Source organism: Colwellia sp. PAMC 20917 (assembly GCF_001767295.1).
In the GTDB taxonomy this organism is placed as follows: Bacteria; Pseudomonadota; Gammaproteobacteria; order Enterobacterales; family Alteromonadaceae; genus Colwellia_A.
Genome location: NZ_CP014944.1, coordinates 4,176,579 through 4,193,048, shown reverse-complemented (window position 1 = coordinate 4,193,048; position 16,470 = coordinate 4,176,579). Strand labels below are relative to the sequence as shown.

The following is a 16,470-nucleotide window of genomic DNA, read 5'->3' as shown; positions in this document are numbered from 1 at the left end:
GTTCTTTGATGTTAGCTCTTTATTGCTTCGTCACTGTTTGTTGCTAACATTTTAATTTTAAAACCGGTGTAACCATAAATAATGGCAAGCACCGGATTAATTAAATTAAAAAAGCAGTAAAAAATATAATCGTATGATGTTAATGCCAAAGCGCCAAACATAAAGGCACCACAAGTGTTCCATGGAATTAACGGTGAAGTAATAGTACCTGAATCTTCTAACGTACGACTTAATAGTGTTGGATGAAAACCTCGGCGTTTAAATTCAGCTTTAAACATACGACCAGGCATAACTATCGCCATATATTGATCTGCTGTTATTAAGTTAGTACCAATACAAGTTGCAACAGTGCTGGCGATTAAGCTTCCCGTTGATTTAGCTGTTGAGAGAATGGCTTTAACAAATTTATTTAGCATACCTAAATGCTCTAACACGGCACCAAAACTTAAGGCACACATTACCAACCAAATCGTGTTTAGCATACTCGACATACCGCCACGACTAAGCAACTCATCAATTTGTTTGTTGCCAGTATTAACCACTACGCCATCAAAAAATGCTGTCCAAACCACGGTTATATAGGCTTTAACGCCACTAACACCTTCTGCAGCCATGTTTAAAATAAGCTCTTGCTGAAAAACTAACGCCCAAACAGCGCCAATTAAAGCGCCAATCGCCACAGCAGGAAATGCCGGTACTTTTTTAAAGGCTAAATAAAGTAAGATAAAAAGTGGGATAAGATTAAGTATAGAAATATTATAAGTTGCATCTAGTGTGGTCAGTAAGGCGTCAATACTTGCGGTGTCTCCAGTTACATCTGAAGAGTGATCAAAGCCAATAATAAGAAACAGCACCAAGGCTATGCTAATAGAAGGTATTGTGGTCCATAACATATATCGAATATGTTCAAATAATTCACTGCCTGCTACTGCAGGAGCAAGGTTAGTCGTTTCAGATAACGGTGATAATTTATCACCGAAATAAGCACCTGAAATAACAGCACCCGCCGTAACCGCGGTCGACATTTCAAAACCGTTAGCAATGCCAATAAAGGCAACACCGACCGTTGCCGCTGTAGTCCAAGAACTGCCAATACTCATTGCGACAATACCACAAACTAAACAAGCAGCGGCGTAGAACCAACTAGGGTCAATAATTTGTAAACCATAATAAACCATCGTAGGCACAGTACCAGACAGTAGCCAAGTCCCTATTAATGAGCCAACCGCTAACAGTATTAAAATTGCCCCCAAAGAAATAGAAATACCACCGACAATTGACTTCTCAATCGACTGCCACGTATAACCATTCTTGATACCAATCACAATCGCTATGCCCATAGCGAGTAATAAAGCAATTTGATTTGGACCATAAGAGGAGTTGTCAGCAAAATACCAAACGGCTGTTGTTAACATAACAACTAATGCAAAAATAGGAATTAACGCATCTAGCATGCTCGGTTCTTTGTGGGTGTTGATTACTACGGGTTGATTGTCTTTTTCTGGCTCTGTCATGTGCGATGCCGACCTTAAGTTTTTTATAGTTATAATTTTTAATGTTTATACCATTTTTATTAACAAGTTATATTATTTTTCATTTTTAAAAATAATATAACGCTAATCAAACTGATATTAATCACAAACCCCTAAAAGTCAGGGTAACGCATATAGGCTAATCTATAGAGAAAATTGAGTTTAGCTTTTTTCTTACATAAAAGCCGCAATTAAGCGGCTTTTTAGAGTGGGTAATCATTATTTTTTAGCGACTTTACCCAGCGAGATCAAATCAAAAGTTATCTTAGCCGTTTCATCTAAAAACGGATCTAATTCTTCTAACTCATCGGGTAAGTCTTCAAGTGATTTCACTTTTTCTTTACCCATAACAACTAATCGTTCATTAACACGAATAAGTTGCTTCGCTTTTCGTTCTTCACGTTTTTCTTTACGTTCATCTAACTTAAGAGAAATAGTTTTATCATCTTTCTCTTTTTGATAAACCGCAATATCATCAAGTAAGTAGTTAAACTCACGATTACCTTTAACACGTTCACTATGCAGTGAAGTAAGGTACGTTAAGTCAGCCGACAAGTTACCTAAAGCTTGATATTTTGCCTTAGGGATTTGATCCCAAGGTAGCGCATTTTCCTCTCGACTTTCTCCCCAGTCTTCTGGGTCAACAGCCGTTGGAAAAGCAATGTCGGGTAAAACACCTCTATGCTGAGTACTACCACCATTGATACGGTAAAACTTAGCGATGGTAAATTGAATACTACCTAATGGATTATCATAAAGGTCATAAATTCGCCCTAGTCCACGATGTTGCTGAACAGTGCCTTTACCAAAGGTATGTTCACCAACGATTACCCCACGACCATAATCTTGAATCGCTGCGGCAAAAATTTCAGAAGCAGAAGCACTGTATCTGTCAACCATCACAGTTAATGAGCCGTCATAAGAACTGACACCATCATCATCACTATTAACTTGTACTCGGTTTGCACCATCACGTATCTGTACAACGGGGCCTTTATCAATAAATAAACCCGTTAATAATGTTGCTTCACGCAATGAACCACCGCCATTACCACGTAAATCAATAATAATACCAGCGACTTGTTCGGCTTTAAGTTTATCGAGTTCTTTGTTCACATCGCGCGATAAGTTATTATAAAAACTAGGTATAGTGATAATGCCTAATTTTTTCGACTTTTCATCACCTTTAGTTTCAAAATACACTTCAGACTTTGCTGCTCTGTCTTCAAGGACTATTTTATCGCGAACAATCGTAACAACTTTAATAACGGCATCATCTTCTGCTTCCGCTGGCAAAATTTGCAAACGAACTTTGGTGCCCTTAGGTCCTTTGATGAGATCTACAACATCATCTAAACGCCAACCGATAACATCTTCAAATTTATCATCGTCTTGCGCAACACCAACGATTCGGTCTTTAGGTTTTACTTCTTTTGACTTGTCTGCTGGTCCACCAGGAACAACGCTATTGATAACCGTATAGTCTTCTTCAGCTCTAAGTACCGCACCAATGCCTTCAAGAGACAGATTCATGTCCATTTGAAATTTTTCAGCATTTCTTGGTGATAAATAAGAGGTGTGAGGTTCAACAACGCGAGCAAAGCTATTCATGACGACTTGAAAAACATCTTCACTTTCACTTTGTTTTAATCTTTTAATCGCATAACGATAGCGTTTGCCTAAAACTTCTTGCACTTTAGGCCATTCTTTACCCGCTAAGGTTAAATTTAGGGCGTCGTACTTAACTTTTAAGCGCCATAACTCATTTAATTCTGCACTATCTTTTGGCCAATCAGCTTCTTCACGGTCGAAGTTATAAACTTCGTTTATGGTAAAGTCGAAAGCTTCTTTTTCTAAAAGGCTTAATGCATATTCATAACGCTCGGCACGTCTTTGAAGGTTTAAGTTAAATATGTCATAGGCGATATCTAACTTACCACGAGAGATTATCTGATCAAATTCAAGACGATGCTTTTGAAAGTCTTCAATATCGGTCGCTAAAAAAACATTTCGAGCATAATCAAGTTGTTTTATATAACGGTCAAATATTTTTTCGGAAAGTACATCATCCATGTCAACTTTCGAGTAATGGGCTCGAGTAAACTGCGCAGTAACGCGTTTACTCGATGCAGCATGCTGGCTTTCAGGAGCCAATATGGGTAGCGAGTCTACCTTATCAAGATTTTCGACAGCAAAGATGTTCATTGCTGATAGCGACAAAGAAACGGCAATTGCGATACGACAAATTTTTAGCATGCCCAAAACACTCCAATTTATTCAGTAAATATATTTTTAATTTGTGTCTTAACAACCATTCCTGAATTTAATTGTACACTCACATCTTTACCAGCAACTTCAGTGATAATAGCGTTCATAGGCGAGTTGCCTAATTTAACTTTAACGCTTTTACCAACAACGACTGCGCTGTCTTCAACAGGAACAAGTTTAACTTCTGCTTTAGTATGTGTCGATTTAGTTGATTTTACCGACTTAAACTTAGCTTGTTTTTCTTGCTTTGCTTCTAGGTTGTGAGCAGACGGTTTTGCTTCAGTAGGATTGTCTGACTTATTAAGCTTAGATCCTTTATAAGGCTTTTTGCTTGCTTTGTCGTGTTTGTTTTTGTTACCAAATTTGTCTTGGCTTTCTTTTAGTGTCTTACTGGCATAGTCAGCTTGCTCTTGATCTATCTCAGCAGAGTCATTGCCATCGATGTCAACACGAAAGTTACCCAACTTAACCGCTTTCAAATAACGCCAGCTGCTAGTGTAATGTCTTAATGCTTGGCGTAAGCGAGTTTTACTTACAGTGCCATCTTCCGCTAAATTTGCAGACAAATCTTGAAAGATGCCGATTTTAAGCGCTTTAGCTGGACCATCAACCGAAAAACACTTAGGAAATTTATCCGCTAAATAAGCAATGATTTCCTTTGTGCTTAACCGCTTAACTTCAGTTTCTTGCTCTGCTGTTACCGGTGTTTGTAGTGCAACGTCAGTATCAACTGCAACGTCAGTAGTTACTTCAGTTTCAGTATTACTCATTTCTGTTTTGCTCACTTCGTTTACTATTTTAGTGTCCATAAATACAACTTTTTAAAATTTCTTAAATCTAAGAGGTTAAATCTTGAAGGTACTGTTCACGGTTATCCAACAAATGTTGGCACCAGTCATAAATATCTTCACTATCTATGTCAGGTAGTGATTCTTGGCAAATCCAAGTGTCCCAAACCAAAGATAATAATTGCGCTAATATCTCTGGTTCAATATCTTCTTCGGCTAAATCATAAATCAGATGATAAATTTCATTTATTCGTTCGGCAACGAATTCTTCTTGGCCATCCCAGTCACCGACAATACTTTCGCTAACGAGATAATCATGAATAACGATAATTTCTTTCATTAGTTTAACACGCCATGCTTGATGATCATATTTTCAAATAAATTAATTATTGCTTCCAAACCTTGTTGATCAATTTCATCAAAATGATCATAGGCTGTGCTATCTATATCAAGGACAGCAATGATATTGTCACCGACTTTTACCGGAATAACAATTTCTGAATTACTACTTGCATCGCAAGCAATGTGACCATCAAACGAATGAACGTCGGCAATACGTTGTGTGGTGCTTTGGCTAACTGCCGTGCCACAGACCCCTGTGCCAACAGGAATACGAATACAAGCCACTTTACCCTGAAAAGGCCCTAAAACTAGTTCATTATCAATTAAACGATAAAATCCAACCCAGTTTACTTGTGATAAGTGCTCAAACAGTAAAGCGCTAATATTTGCCATGTTAGCAATAATATCAGGTTCATCGCTGATTAAGGCATCAACTTGTTGGTAAAGTTCTTGATATAAATCATTTTTATTCATAAATACCGGTATTCTTATGTTTATCAAAGATAAGTGATGGTCAAAAAACGCATAACATAACCCGATAACCCGTGAAGTTAAAGCAATTATTACAGATTTTACGCACTTTTAACTTATATTGCTGCTAATTGGCTTAACTGCCGCTTTATTTCTCGGTTTTTATGGCAAAAGTAACATTCACTTGTGCCACAACATTATTTTCCGCTACTTGTGAATTAAAACCGGCGTTACTTCTACCGGCCATAACATAAGTGTTTGGAGTGTGATAAGCAGACTCGGTCAAATTTGAAACTTTACCTAAGGTAACGCCCATTTGCTCTGCAATAGTGGTGGCTTTTTGATGCGCATTTTTTAAGGCATTGATCAGCGCTTGTTGATACAAAACGTCAGCGTTTACTATTGAAGTTTGCAAAGCAGAAATGCGATTAACACCGATTTTAACAACATTATCGAGTAATTGGTCATAGCGCGAAAAGTCGGTAAAAGTCACTTTTATGGTACGAGACACTTCAAAATAAATTTTTTCTTGCTGAGCCACAGAGTTATCTGTTAATTGATTACGATGAATAACCGCCTTCGTCTTGTTTTTTTCGCCCTCTTGATTAGACAATCTCTGATGAACGATTATCGCTGGCACATCAGCCGGTATTTCATAGCGGGGAATTAATTCTAATCGAGCAGATTCAATAGCAGACTCAGCAATGCCCATTGATAAATACATCTGGGTCACTAACTGGCTTTTGTGGTCAACCAAAGCTTTAGCTTTGCTGGCAACATTGCCGCGTTGGCTAACCGTCACCGTAAAAGTAAACTTGTCAGGTTTTGCACTTACTGACCCTTTACCAATGACTTCAATCCCCTGAGTCGTGTATTGCTCTGCCGTGATAGATAATGAGAACAAACTGATCATAATAACGAGTAGGTATTTCATCTTATCCCTCAATAGTGAGTTATTTTTAAAAGGGTACATTAACTATTTTACGTCTATCGAATAGATTCAAGAAATTGTTTTTGTTGTTCTTTATTTGCTTTATGCCACCAAAACTTTAATTTATTTAGAGCATCATCTGTTTTTTTAATATCGCTATTTTGTTTGTTATTTTCAGGCGTTTTTGCCAGCTGCATTTGATGTTCAGCTATTTTTTCAAAGGCTAAACCGGCTTCAAATTCAGTTAAACTTTGATTAAGCACAAAGATAGCGTCTTGTTGAACTGAGTTTTCATTAAGGGACTTTATTTCAATGGTCGGAGATTGGGCAAATTTACGTGCGCTAAGGCTGTCAGATATAACGGGCGTGACCATAATGTACTTCTGGTGGATGGTTTCTTTTAAAGTAAATAAAATAACTTGGGGAGCAGACTTTATCGTGACGTGGTCGTCATCATCATAATTTTCAAAAAGCTCACTATATTGCACCACTAAAATATTTTCACCACGTTTTATATCAACAACAGTATTTCGGCTAAAAAAATCACTACTTGCCTTTTCACCATTAACTTTTATCAATTTATAAACATCAGGTACCACCAATTGTGCAGCAACAGCATTGTTAGCAGTTATAAAACAAAAAAATAAACAAGCCAGTAAATTAACAGACCAAGGTGTCATCAGTAAAACCTACAAAAGAGAATTAACGTAAGCTTAGCTTATCGTTAATTCGTACTATTTGCGATTTAACTTGTGAAAAATGCTGTTATTAATTCGCCTATTTTAAATACCTAACGAATAGCCCAGTGCTTGATGTCTTGTTCGGCTAAAAACTGTTCTGCATTTTTGCCCTGCATTTGAGCTAACGTCGCCAATATTCCCGCTTGAATGCATTGTGGTGCTGAAACAGTCATTGACCGCGGTGCATGCTCAATTGGCCAACCCGTTTTAGCATTTAGAATATGGCTGTAACGTTGACCGTTTTTCTCTAAAAAGCGTTTTGCATCGCCACTCGTTGCCAATGCCCCCTTAAATAATGACACGACTATGGTTTTTTTGTCGACAAAACCAGGGTGCTCTACTCCAACTTGCCAAGGTTGACCATTTTTTCTTGATGAATTTGTCGCTAAATCGCCACCTAAATTCACCAATACGGGTTGTTGTGTTAATAAATTTATTAAGACTATAGCGCGATCAACCGCATACTCTTTACCAATACCACCGAAATCAATTTCCATATTTATCGGTAAAGTCACTTGGCGATTATCATATTTTATCTTATGCCAACCCACATTATCCATGGCCTTTTTAACCGCCAACGAAGTAGGAATATTATCAGAGCAATCAAAACACCAGACTTTTCTTAGCACGCCTGACGTTATATCAAATATCCCATCGCTGAGTTGGTAACAAGTATCAGCAAAGTTTAATAAAGCAAAAGTCTCGCCGTCAATAGCGATGGGCTTACCCTGACTTTGATTTATCTGGCTACAAAGACTATCAGAGTTATAACGGCTATACTTGTCTTCGATACGCCAAACTTCTGTACTAACTTGTTCACCAAGCTGTTTGGCAAGCGCAGGGTCAGAGGTTTCAATAATCACCTCACACGGACTGGCCATAGCATCAAATTGAATACAGAATCCGTCTGAGCGTTTGGCCAGTTTTATTTCTCTAAGTTTCTTCAATTGTCACCTTGATAAAAAGATAAAGCCCTTATTTATGTGATTAAATAAGGGCTTGTATTATTTAGATTATTGCTACACTTTAGAACGAATAGCTAACCTGTGCAATTATTGCATCAATGCTTTCATATATTTCTATATTAGCTAAAGCACTAGGCACTTTATGTCCGGCACTTTTAGGGTCTTGGCGATAATATTCAAGTCTAAAAGACAAATCATTACCATCAGCTAACTTCATACCATATTTTAAACCAACCGTATAAGCCGTCATTTCACCAATACGGTAATCAGCACTGGCAAACTCAGGTGTTGCATCATCTTCCATTAAGAAGGGTTGATAAAATTGGGCTGCGCCTTGTTGATAAAAACGTAAATGTGGCTCTAAATAGCTACCGTTACCTAACGGAATATAAAAGCGAGTATCTACCGTATGAGACTTTATATCCCAGTCATCCCACATATAACGATATGACACATCTAAAATAGTTTCATCAAAATGATATTTTGTTTGTGCAAAAACACTTTGTTTGGTCCGCTCATTAGGGCGATTCTCATATAAATAGTCTTGTGCAAGACCTTCGTTATTTAACAAACTTAAGACTTTAAAGGGGTCCGTTAAATAGCCATCAACAACCGAATAGGAATAATTAAACTGGGTAACCATACGTCTGTTAATGACTTGAGTAAAACCTACCATAATATCCGAAGTGGTTTTATCATCATCACTGCCCATACGAGTAGCATCATGAGCACTTTCATCTTCGCTGTCATTATAAGCTGACGCCATAGAAGCAAAAGGTTTAGGTAAGCCCCCTTCTGGCGAAAAGGTGTCTTGAAAATGACTTAAACCAAAAGAAATAGTCGAGTTCTTCTTATTAAAGTCATAAGCAATATTGCCATTGATCCCTAAAGACAAGTAATCATATTCTTTTGAGAGATGCCCACCGACACTGCCTGTAAAATTAGGCGCTAGTGCTTGCGTCCACTGAGCGTTCAGTTGTACACGCGTATCATGAAAAGTGTCATCAAGAGGTGTTTCACCGGCTTTAACTTGATAATCTCCTTTACCTGAGGGTCTGGTAAACGTTTGAACATCGGGCTGAGCAACGGCGCCATTGGCTGAAGCCCCCGTTAATGCATCAACGGTTAACTTCAAGTTTAAAATACTATCATCGTTATAAGTTTTTTTAGCATTAAAAACAGCTTCTGCTGCTGAAACACGGTCAGCCTCACTGTAATATAAAAACGCCGAATCAAAAGACCAAGTATCTTTATCTGCTGCTACTGATGTTGGGGCAGCACTAACTTGAACACTGCCTAACAAAGCGGTAGTTGCTAAAGTTAACGCAGCCTTGAGGTTCTTTTTGTTGATAGCTTTTTTCGATTGACTCTCATTAATTAATTGCATCCACAACCTCCGCCACCGAAGCTTTTACCACCGCTTGATGCTTCTTTGCTGAAATAAATATGATCATCAAGTGCTGAATCAATTGGTGAAGATGTTAAAGCCATTTGCTCTTTTGCTAACAAATCACGTTCCCAAGGTTCGACACCTAAACTTGAGCAACCTGATGCCAAAGTTACCGCAGCAAAAACCAGTGAATATTTAAATTTATTGTTCATTGAAAACCTCATTATTCTCTTTATATTATTCGTTAGAGAGCAAGTAACTGTTGAATTTCTTGTTCGTATTGTGAAACTTTGTTGGTAAAAAAACCACTATGTGCGTATTTAATCTCACCTAACTTGTTGATGATCAAACTACTGGGCATCCCCTGAATTTTAAAAAAGCGCGCAAGCTCACCGTTAGGATCATAAATTACTGCAAAGTTTGCTGGGTTCTCTCGTAAAAATTCAGTGGCTAATCTTTGTTCCGTATCGAGATTGATACTAATAACAGTAAAGCCTTGTGCTTGATGCTCATTCTGCATTTTATTCATCCACGGAAATGATTTACGACAAGGACCGCACCAAGACGCCCAAAAATCTACATAAATGACATCACCATGGTGTTGAGCTATTAAGGTATCTAATTGCATTTTAGCTGAACTTTCAGATAAATTATTAGCTTTAGCATGACTCAGTAATGCTAAAGTCGTTAGCATCAAAAGGAAAAAAATCTGCAATTTTTTAATAGCCACTCTTGCAGTTAGATAAGGATGTTGTGCGTTGAGAATGTTCACTGAAATACCATCAAGAAATATAATTGACGCTATCATAGTTAAGTTTTCTTAAGGAAAGCTTAAGAAAATTTAAACAAACTTAGTGATGGCTTTTTTAACGGTCGTCGCCAAAAGTTATCACCGCTTTATTGTCCAACCACAAGGGGTATTGGGTCATCACTTTACTGAACATCCGGCTTTGTAAATAGTTATTTAGCCATGCTCTAAGTTTTGGATACGGTGAGTGTAAATACCATTGCCGCTCAACTTTTGAAAACTTACGAATAAAAGGCAATAAAGCGATATCGGCCAAACTGTTTTTGTCTGACATAAGAAATTCAGTGAGTTGTAGACGTTGCTCTAAATCGGCTATGTATTTTTCACACGCAGCCCTGTCGCTGGCCAGTGACGTTTCATGATAACGTTTTGCACACTGATATTTATCAAAACATTGTTTAAATTCATTATCAAATGTTGAAATTAACGATAACATTTCCGGTAATAAATCGGGTCTATCACTATGCAGAAGATTATCGGGATCGCTTTTATCTAATGCCCACAGCATAACCTCCAGACTTTCTTCAATCACTCGCGGCTCTCCCGTAACATGTTCAGTCACTAAAACCGGTACCGTACCTTTTGGTGAGACCGCAATCATTTCATCGGGTTTATCGGTTAATACTAGGTCACGTAATGCAACTGTCTGTTTTGCATAATATATTGCGATTCTTGCGCGCATTGCATAAGGACAGTTTCTTAAAGAATAGAGTACAGGTAATGACGAGTTTGGCTTCATGGGCGTTTATTTATAGAAAATATAAAATAATAAGTTACTTTAACGGTATTCATTAAGGAAATATATCGGTAAAATCGCCACCTTTAAATTTAAGTGAAGATAAGTGACCCCATGGATCAAAAAATAGAGTTATTAGCACCCGGCGGTGATGTCGAAGCAATTAAAGCAGCGATTATTGCTGGAGCCGATGCCGTTTACTGTGGCCTAGATACTTTTAACGCCCGTAATCGTGCGACTAATATCTCCTTTGATCAACTTGTTGGCGTTATTCGTTTAGCTCATCAGTATCAATGTGAAATATTTTTAACCTTGAATGTGGTGATCTTAGAGCGTGAATTTGCTTCACTGGCTAAATTATTAACTAAACTTGCCAACACCACACTTGATGGCGTTATCGTGCAAGATATTGGCATGTTCTATCTGCTTACCCAGCATTTCCCGACCTTAGATATTCACGCATCAACACAATTAACCACCCATAACGTGGGTCAAATACCTTTTTTGAAAAAACTTGGTGCGTCACGAGTGAATTTATCAAGAGAGTTAGATTTGCGTGAAATTACCGCAATGGCAGCAGCAGGCAAAGCACACGATACCTTAACAGAAGTTTTTGTCCATGGTTCACTCTGTGTTGCTTTCTCTGGTCTTTGTTATTCAACCTCAGCAAGTGTTGGCAATTCAGGAAATCGTGGTCGTTGTAGCCAAGCTTGTCGTGAAGAATATGAACCAACAGCAACCGGTAATAAATTCCCGTTAAATATAAAAGATAACTCGGCCTTTTTTGATTTACCTGCGCTTATCGAAGCGGGTGTGCATTCCTTTAAAATTGAAGGACGTATAAAAGGTGCCAGCTACGTTCATACTGTTGTTGATAGCTTTCGCAAACAAATTGATGGTTTCCTTAAAACGGGTGAATTACTCGAAGATGGTGAACGCCTTTATAAAGTTTTTAACCGCGACTTCTCCAACGCCTTTTTACGTGGTGATTTAAATCAGTCAATGTTTATTGAAAACCCGCGGGATAACTCTAAATACCACGCTGTCGATAAAAGTAATGCAATATCAGTTGTACAAATTCAAGAAGTTGAACAAAAACTTAATGATGAAAAACAGCTGATCAATGCCTCTGTTGACGATAAAATAAAACATTTAACCATTGGCAAAATACCGCTAACACTGGCTATTTCAGGTACATTAGATAAACCACTTACCTTGACCGTAACGACAAAAGAACTTTCTCAACAGCAAGCTTTTGTTGATGCTAAAGACAGCGAGAAAGGGCTTGAGGTTAAAAGTTACGCGCTTAAGTCACAAAGCAACTTAGTAAAAAGTGGCAAACTGAGTATTGACAGAGAAACCCTTGAAAAGCGTTTTAAAAGCTTTAACAATGCCCATTTCGATTTGATTGAAATAATAACCGATGACTTAGAAGATGGCTTAAGCATTCCTTTTAAAGAATTAACGGTATTAAAAAATGAAGCCGCCTTTTTGTTGAATAACTCTAAAGCTGTGTTACCTGAGGTTCAATTACCTAAGTTAGTCAATCATCCTAAACATACCGCGACTGGTGATGCAAAAGCCGAGCTATCAATTCTTATTTGTGATGAAAGTGATGTTGAATTAGCAAATCTAACCTCGGCAGATATTTACTTTAAATTACCCGATGCATATAAACGTGGTTGTACTAAGTATGTCGGTTTTCTTAAAGAAAACCCTCGCTTGATCCCTTGGTTTCCTTCAGTATTAATTGGCAAAGATTACGACGTTGCGGTCAATATTTTACAACAAGTAAAACCACAACTGATTGTAACCAATAACACAGGTATTGCTTATGAAGCCAACCGTTTGGGGATTCAGTGGATAGCAGGGCCTTTCTTAAATACGACTAATTCTTACGCTTTACTTGCAATGCAGGAAGGTTTTGACTGTAAAGGTGCGTTTATTTCTAACGAAATAAACCGTCAACAAATTAGAAATATTGCTCGTCCTGAAAACTTCAAACTTTTCTACAGTATTTACCACCCTATTTTATTGATGGCCAGCCGACAATGTTTCTTCCAACAAAGTGTTGGCTGTGAAAAACCACGCATTGATAACGGCTGTATGCTGTCGTGTGATAAATCAACCAGTATCACTAACTTGAAAGGTGTTTCGTTTGCTATCGATAAACAAAAAGCGGGCTATCCAAGTATTTATAACCAAGACCAGTTTTTAAATACTGAAATTATTGAAGACCTTAGTGATTTATTTGATGGCTTTATGATTGATCTGACTAACATTGGCTCGGGTGATAAAGAAACACCAGACAAAGCGTTATTGATTAGCCAATTTGAAGCATTACTTAACGGTAATACTAACGTACCTGAGACACTTAATATCATGGTACCTGAATCAACGAACAGCCAATATCACAATGGCTTATAAAGATAATCGTGAGCAGATAATACCCAAACGATGCTAATAAAATAACTGCATGTTTATCACCAGACTAAGTCAGTAAACATGCAGGTTTTATTATAAAATAAATTTAGTTGTTGGTATAACAGACTTTTGTTTTTGCGACATAATCATGCAAACAACGCTTTTCTTTACCAAAGATAAAGAGAGGATTAACCAGGCCTGAAATAATTTGACCACCAAAAGGAACAAGTGAAAGTAATTGCATCGGTATCATGCGCTTAACGTAAATGGTCGTTAAACTTGCCTTACTATCATCTAAATTTTCAATTCGAATAGACATGAAATTCTTGCCTATGGTTTGTCCATAATGGTAAAGCAGGTAACCATGTAAGACAAGGCCAGCAATAAGTCCATAAGCAAGTAACATCACTGTTAAAGAAAAAGTGGGTTCCGCTAATTTATCAAAACCGACAGTGATAAAAATAGGTACCGCAGCAAATATACCAATAAGACCATCAATTAATGCCGCATAAAAACGGTCTAAACGTGTTGCTTTTTCGCCCACTCTTTTCACATTTTGTTCTATCGCCGGTTCAGCGACAGTTTGCTCAACTGCTACAGGTACAGATACAGGTGCGGGTTCAACAACTGTTTTCTCAGCGATTAGCTTATTAATTTCTGCAGCTCGTTCTGGGTATTGCTCACTGTCGATTTGTTCTGCTGCTGAGTATAATTCTTCTAAGGTATATGACGTAAAATCGATTATTGGATCCATGTAGACTATGCTTCCTTTTTAAAAAGATGAATTGGCTTGTGTTAAGAACTCACGTTCTTCTTGACTAGACTTCCTGTTAAGGATTTTATTGCGGTGCGGATAACGGCCAAATTTTTCAATGATTATTTTATGTTTATTTTCAAAATCGATACTTGAGGCAACACCATTCTCGACAAAGAGCTTAACAGCGATATCATGTATCACTAAAGACTCACTGTGCATAAACGGCATATACAAAAAATTTCTTTCTAGAGGATTTAACTCTTGGTCAGCGCCTGCGGCTATCGCTTCTTGGGCAAGCGCTAAAGCTAAGGGGTCACAAGCAAAAGCACTTGGCGTATCACGATACATATTTCTAGAAAACTGATCTAAAATAATAATTTCAGCAAGTCGTCCTTTAGCTGTAAGTCGCCATTTGAATAACTCGCCACTATTTGCCGCCAGATGCACAGCCGAAAACTGGCTAATAATGCACTGATCAAACGCGAGGTCTTTTAGCCACCACTGTGATTGATCAATTTCTGTAAACCAAAAATTTAAAACGTCATCTGCATTCATTTACCTAACCTCAATAGCTGTAATCAATCTATCGGCTAAGCACCTTTATTTAAAGGTCACTTTACCACCAATCATTTTAAAGGCCGGCATACCCCGAATTAACATCTCCCTAGCAAAGATACTGGCACAGCTTGGGCACACACAAGGTGTTATGGTAAAATTTTTAACTATCCGAGCTTTAAAGCATTTAACTAATGCCCCCTTACCGCCTTTTTTGTATTTATACAGCGGTGCTCGGCACTTACTGCAATAAATATCAACAGACTTTTCAGGGGCTTTTTTATTGGGCTTAGCCATCAATAACAGTTACTAAACTATTATTGATTTTCTTTAAGTTTAGCTTTAGCCGCTTCAACTTTAGCAAAATCTAAACCTAGCTCTTCAACCGCTTCTTTAATGAGTTCTGGGCTAGACATGACCATCATCATAATCGATTGCAACTTCTCCGGTGGTAAACCCAATGACTGAATATTCATCATCGCCATCATTGGATTTTCGGTGAGTACTTGAAAAAGTTCTTTAATTTTTTCTTCACTGACATTTAATTCTTTTAGTGCCTGAATAATAGGATTCATTACCTTTCCTTAAAACATAAAACTTAGCTAAACAGCATTGTCGCTATTTCAACTGACATTTACCAATCTAATTTTCTCATTCATTGACGCTATTTTCAGTAAATGTCATTTACCTAGCGAATCGATGATTAAAAAAACAAAAATTGATAACGATATTTAAATGGCTCATTCTTGCAGTGAATGAACAGGAATTTTTCTTTGTTGATCAAGTTTAATTAAGTAAGCATTTCTGCCAATACCCATAAATTCTTCGTCCGTATAAACTACCGTATTATCATCAAAAAAAGTCACTGACTCTTTTTGGGTAATAGTCCCTAGATTAATTTCATAAGCATCGCCTGAAAAAAAGTCATCACCTTGCCAATTTTCAAATAGCCACAACCTTTGTGAGTCTAATAATACCAGTTTCTTTTTATTGGGGCTTAACGCCGCAGAAGTTATCCAACAGAGTTTTTCATGATGCGTACAAGTCGTGAAAGAGCTGAGTTTTGTCGCCTGATGATTAGCCGCATAAGCCCCTATTCGGTACAAATTAGTTTCACCGTCAAATGGCACAGATCTGTTCTTTGTAAATAAGTACAATTTCTTTTTGTAAAAAACAAAAGCTTCTAGATCATATTTTTTCTGATGTTCTTTTGGCGGATAACTATTTTGCTCTGGATACATAAATTTAATTATCTCAGCGCTAGTACTATCACCCTTAATATCAATGGGGTTTTCTATTTTATAGATGGTTAGCCATTTTCGCTTATTGTCGTTATTACCAAAATCACCTAAAAAGAAATGGCCAAAATCGTCTTGGGTCATATCTTCCCAATCAATATTTTTAGCATTAGTGATCAACACCGTTTTACTTATTTTACCATCAGCTTCAACCCGGTATAAATTAGGCTTATCACCACCATCATTTATTGCCCAAAGTTTACCTTTCTTATCAAATTCAATACCCGAAACTTCGGTGAGCCTCTCATCCATTGAAACCAGTTTATTGTGATAATGATGTTTGATTGATGAACCCAGCGCAATAAAAATGAACAATAATAAAAATAGAGTTAACCAACGTAGGTTTTTCTTGAGCATGTGGTTTTTAATTTTCCGAAAATACTCTTCAAGGAATTAAAATAAAGACTTATTTTAATTCGATAGAAAGTAGGTGAAGTTTAAGGAGATCACTTTGAATGTTCAAAA

Annotated in this window: 18 protein-coding genes; 1 reads left to right on the top strand and 17 read right to left on the bottom strand. The window is 37.4% G+C overall.

Features of this window, described 5'->3' with window-relative positions:
* Positions 1-11 precede the first annotated feature (11 nt).
* From nhaC to A3Q34_RS17870, 12 genes are all read right to left on the bottom strand, one after another.
* A complete protein-coding gene (nhaC, locus tag A3Q34_RS17925; RefSeq protein WP_442855287.1) occupies positions 12-1,547 on the bottom strand; it encodes a Na+/H+ antiporter NhaC in 1,536 nt (511 codons plus the stop codon).
* 204 nt (positions 1,548-1,751) lie between these two features.
* The gene (gene prc / locus A3Q34_RS17920; protein WP_070376585.1) at positions 1,752-3,788 is read right to left on the bottom strand and encodes a carboxy terminal-processing peptidase; all 2,037 of its coding nucleotides are present in this window, start codon (positions 3,786-3,788) and stop codon (positions 1,752-1,754) included.
* A 17-nt stretch (positions 3,789-3,805) separates the two neighbouring features.
* On the bottom strand, positions 3,806-4,609 hold the full coding sequence (gene proQ, locus A3Q34_RS17915; RefSeq protein ID WP_231907384.1) for an RNA chaperone ProQ: 804 nt from the start codon (positions 4,607-4,609) through the stop codon (positions 3,806-3,808).
* A gap of 28 nt (positions 4,610-4,637) precedes the next feature.
* Positions 4,638-4,928, bottom strand: a complete 291-nt coding sequence (locus A3Q34_RS17910; protein WP_070376584.1) for a hypothetical protein — start codon at positions 4,926-4,928, stop codon at positions 4,638-4,640.
* On the bottom strand, positions 4,928-5,404 hold the full coding sequence (locus A3Q34_RS17905; protein WP_070376583.1) for a GAF domain-containing protein: 477 nt from the start codon (positions 5,402-5,404) through the stop codon (positions 4,928-4,930). The genes A3Q34_RS17910 and A3Q34_RS17905 overlap by 1 nt, the downstream gene beginning before the upstream one ends.
* A gap of 145 nt (positions 5,405-5,549) precedes the next feature.
* Complete coding sequence (locus tag A3Q34_RS17900) at positions 5,550-6,335, bottom strand: SIMPL domain-containing protein (protein WP_070376582.1); 786 nt, start codon at positions 6,333-6,335, stop codon at positions 5,550-5,552.
* A gap of 53 nt (positions 6,336-6,388) precedes the next feature.
* The gene (locus tag A3Q34_RS17895) at positions 6,389-7,012 is read right to left on the bottom strand and encodes a DUF2057 family protein (protein WP_070376581.1); all 624 of its coding nucleotides are present in this window, start codon (positions 7,010-7,012) and stop codon (positions 6,389-6,391) included.
* Positions 7,013-7,122: 110 nt separating this feature from the next.
* A complete protein-coding gene (locus A3Q34_RS17890) occupies positions 7,123-8,019 on the bottom strand; it encodes an FAD:protein FMN transferase (protein ID WP_070376580.1) in 897 nt (298 codons plus the stop codon).
* Between the two features lie 79 nt (positions 8,020-8,098).
* Positions 8,099-9,424: a DUF3570 domain-containing protein gene (locus A3Q34_RS17885; protein ID WP_070376579.1), complete on the bottom strand. Its 1,326-nt coding sequence runs from the start codon at positions 9,422-9,424 to the stop codon at positions 8,099-8,101.
* Positions 9,415-9,639, bottom strand: coding sequence for a DUF4266 domain-containing protein (locus A3Q34_RS17880; protein WP_070376578.1), 225 nt, complete (start codon positions 9,637-9,639; stop codon positions 9,415-9,417). The genes A3Q34_RS17885 and A3Q34_RS17880 overlap by 10 nt, the downstream gene beginning before the upstream one ends.
* A gap of 32 nt (positions 9,640-9,671) precedes the next feature.
* The gene (locus tag A3Q34_RS17875) at positions 9,672-10,235 is read right to left on the bottom strand and encodes a TlpA disulfide reductase family protein (RefSeq protein WP_083278083.1); all 564 of its coding nucleotides are present in this window, start codon (positions 10,233-10,235) and stop codon (positions 9,672-9,674) included.
* 58 nt (positions 10,236-10,293) lie between these two features.
* Positions 10,294-10,974, bottom strand: coding sequence for a glutathione S-transferase (locus tag A3Q34_RS17870; RefSeq protein ID WP_083278082.1), 681 nt, complete (start codon positions 10,972-10,974; stop codon positions 10,294-10,296).
* 111 nt (positions 10,975-11,085) lie between these two features.
* On the opposite strand from A3Q34_RS17870, the gene A3Q34_RS17865 reads away from it, so the two are divergent.
* Positions 11,086-13,398 (top strand): peptidase U32 family protein, encoded by a 2,313-nt coding sequence (locus A3Q34_RS17865; protein WP_070376576.1) that lies wholly within the window; start codon positions 11,086-11,088, stop codon positions 13,396-13,398.
* Positions 13,399-13,501: 103 nt separating this feature from the next.
* On the opposite strand, the gene A3Q34_RS17860 is transcribed toward A3Q34_RS17865, so the two are convergent.
* The 5 genes from A3Q34_RS17860 to A3Q34_RS17840 all read right to left on the bottom strand — a co-directional run bounded on the left by A3Q34_RS17860 (position 13,502) and on the right by A3Q34_RS17840 (position 16,362).
* Positions 13,502-14,149, bottom strand: coding sequence for an RDD family protein (locus A3Q34_RS17860; protein WP_070376575.1), 648 nt, complete (start codon positions 14,147-14,149; stop codon positions 13,502-13,504).
* Positions 14,150-14,167: 18 nt separating this feature from the next.
* A complete protein-coding gene (locus A3Q34_RS17855) occupies positions 14,168-14,707 on the bottom strand; it encodes a DUF924 family protein (protein WP_070376574.1) in 540 nt (179 codons plus the stop codon).
* A 45-nt stretch (positions 14,708-14,752) separates the two neighbouring features.
* Positions 14,753-15,004, bottom strand: a complete 252-nt coding sequence (locus tag A3Q34_RS17850; protein ID WP_070376573.1) for a hypothetical protein — start codon at positions 15,002-15,004, stop codon at positions 14,753-14,755.
* Between the two features lie 20 nt (positions 15,005-15,024).
* Positions 15,025-15,282 carry a DUF2999 family protein gene (locus tag A3Q34_RS17845; protein WP_070376572.1) on the bottom strand — a complete coding sequence of 86 codons (258 nt, stop codon included), beginning with the start codon at positions 15,280-15,282 and terminating at the stop codon, positions 15,025-15,027.
* A gap of 165 nt (positions 15,283-15,447) precedes the next feature.
* Positions 15,448-16,362, bottom strand: a complete 915-nt coding sequence (locus tag A3Q34_RS17840; protein WP_070376571.1) for a hypothetical protein — start codon at positions 16,360-16,362, stop codon at positions 15,448-15,450.
* Between the last annotated feature and the right edge of the window lie 108 nt (positions 16,363-16,470).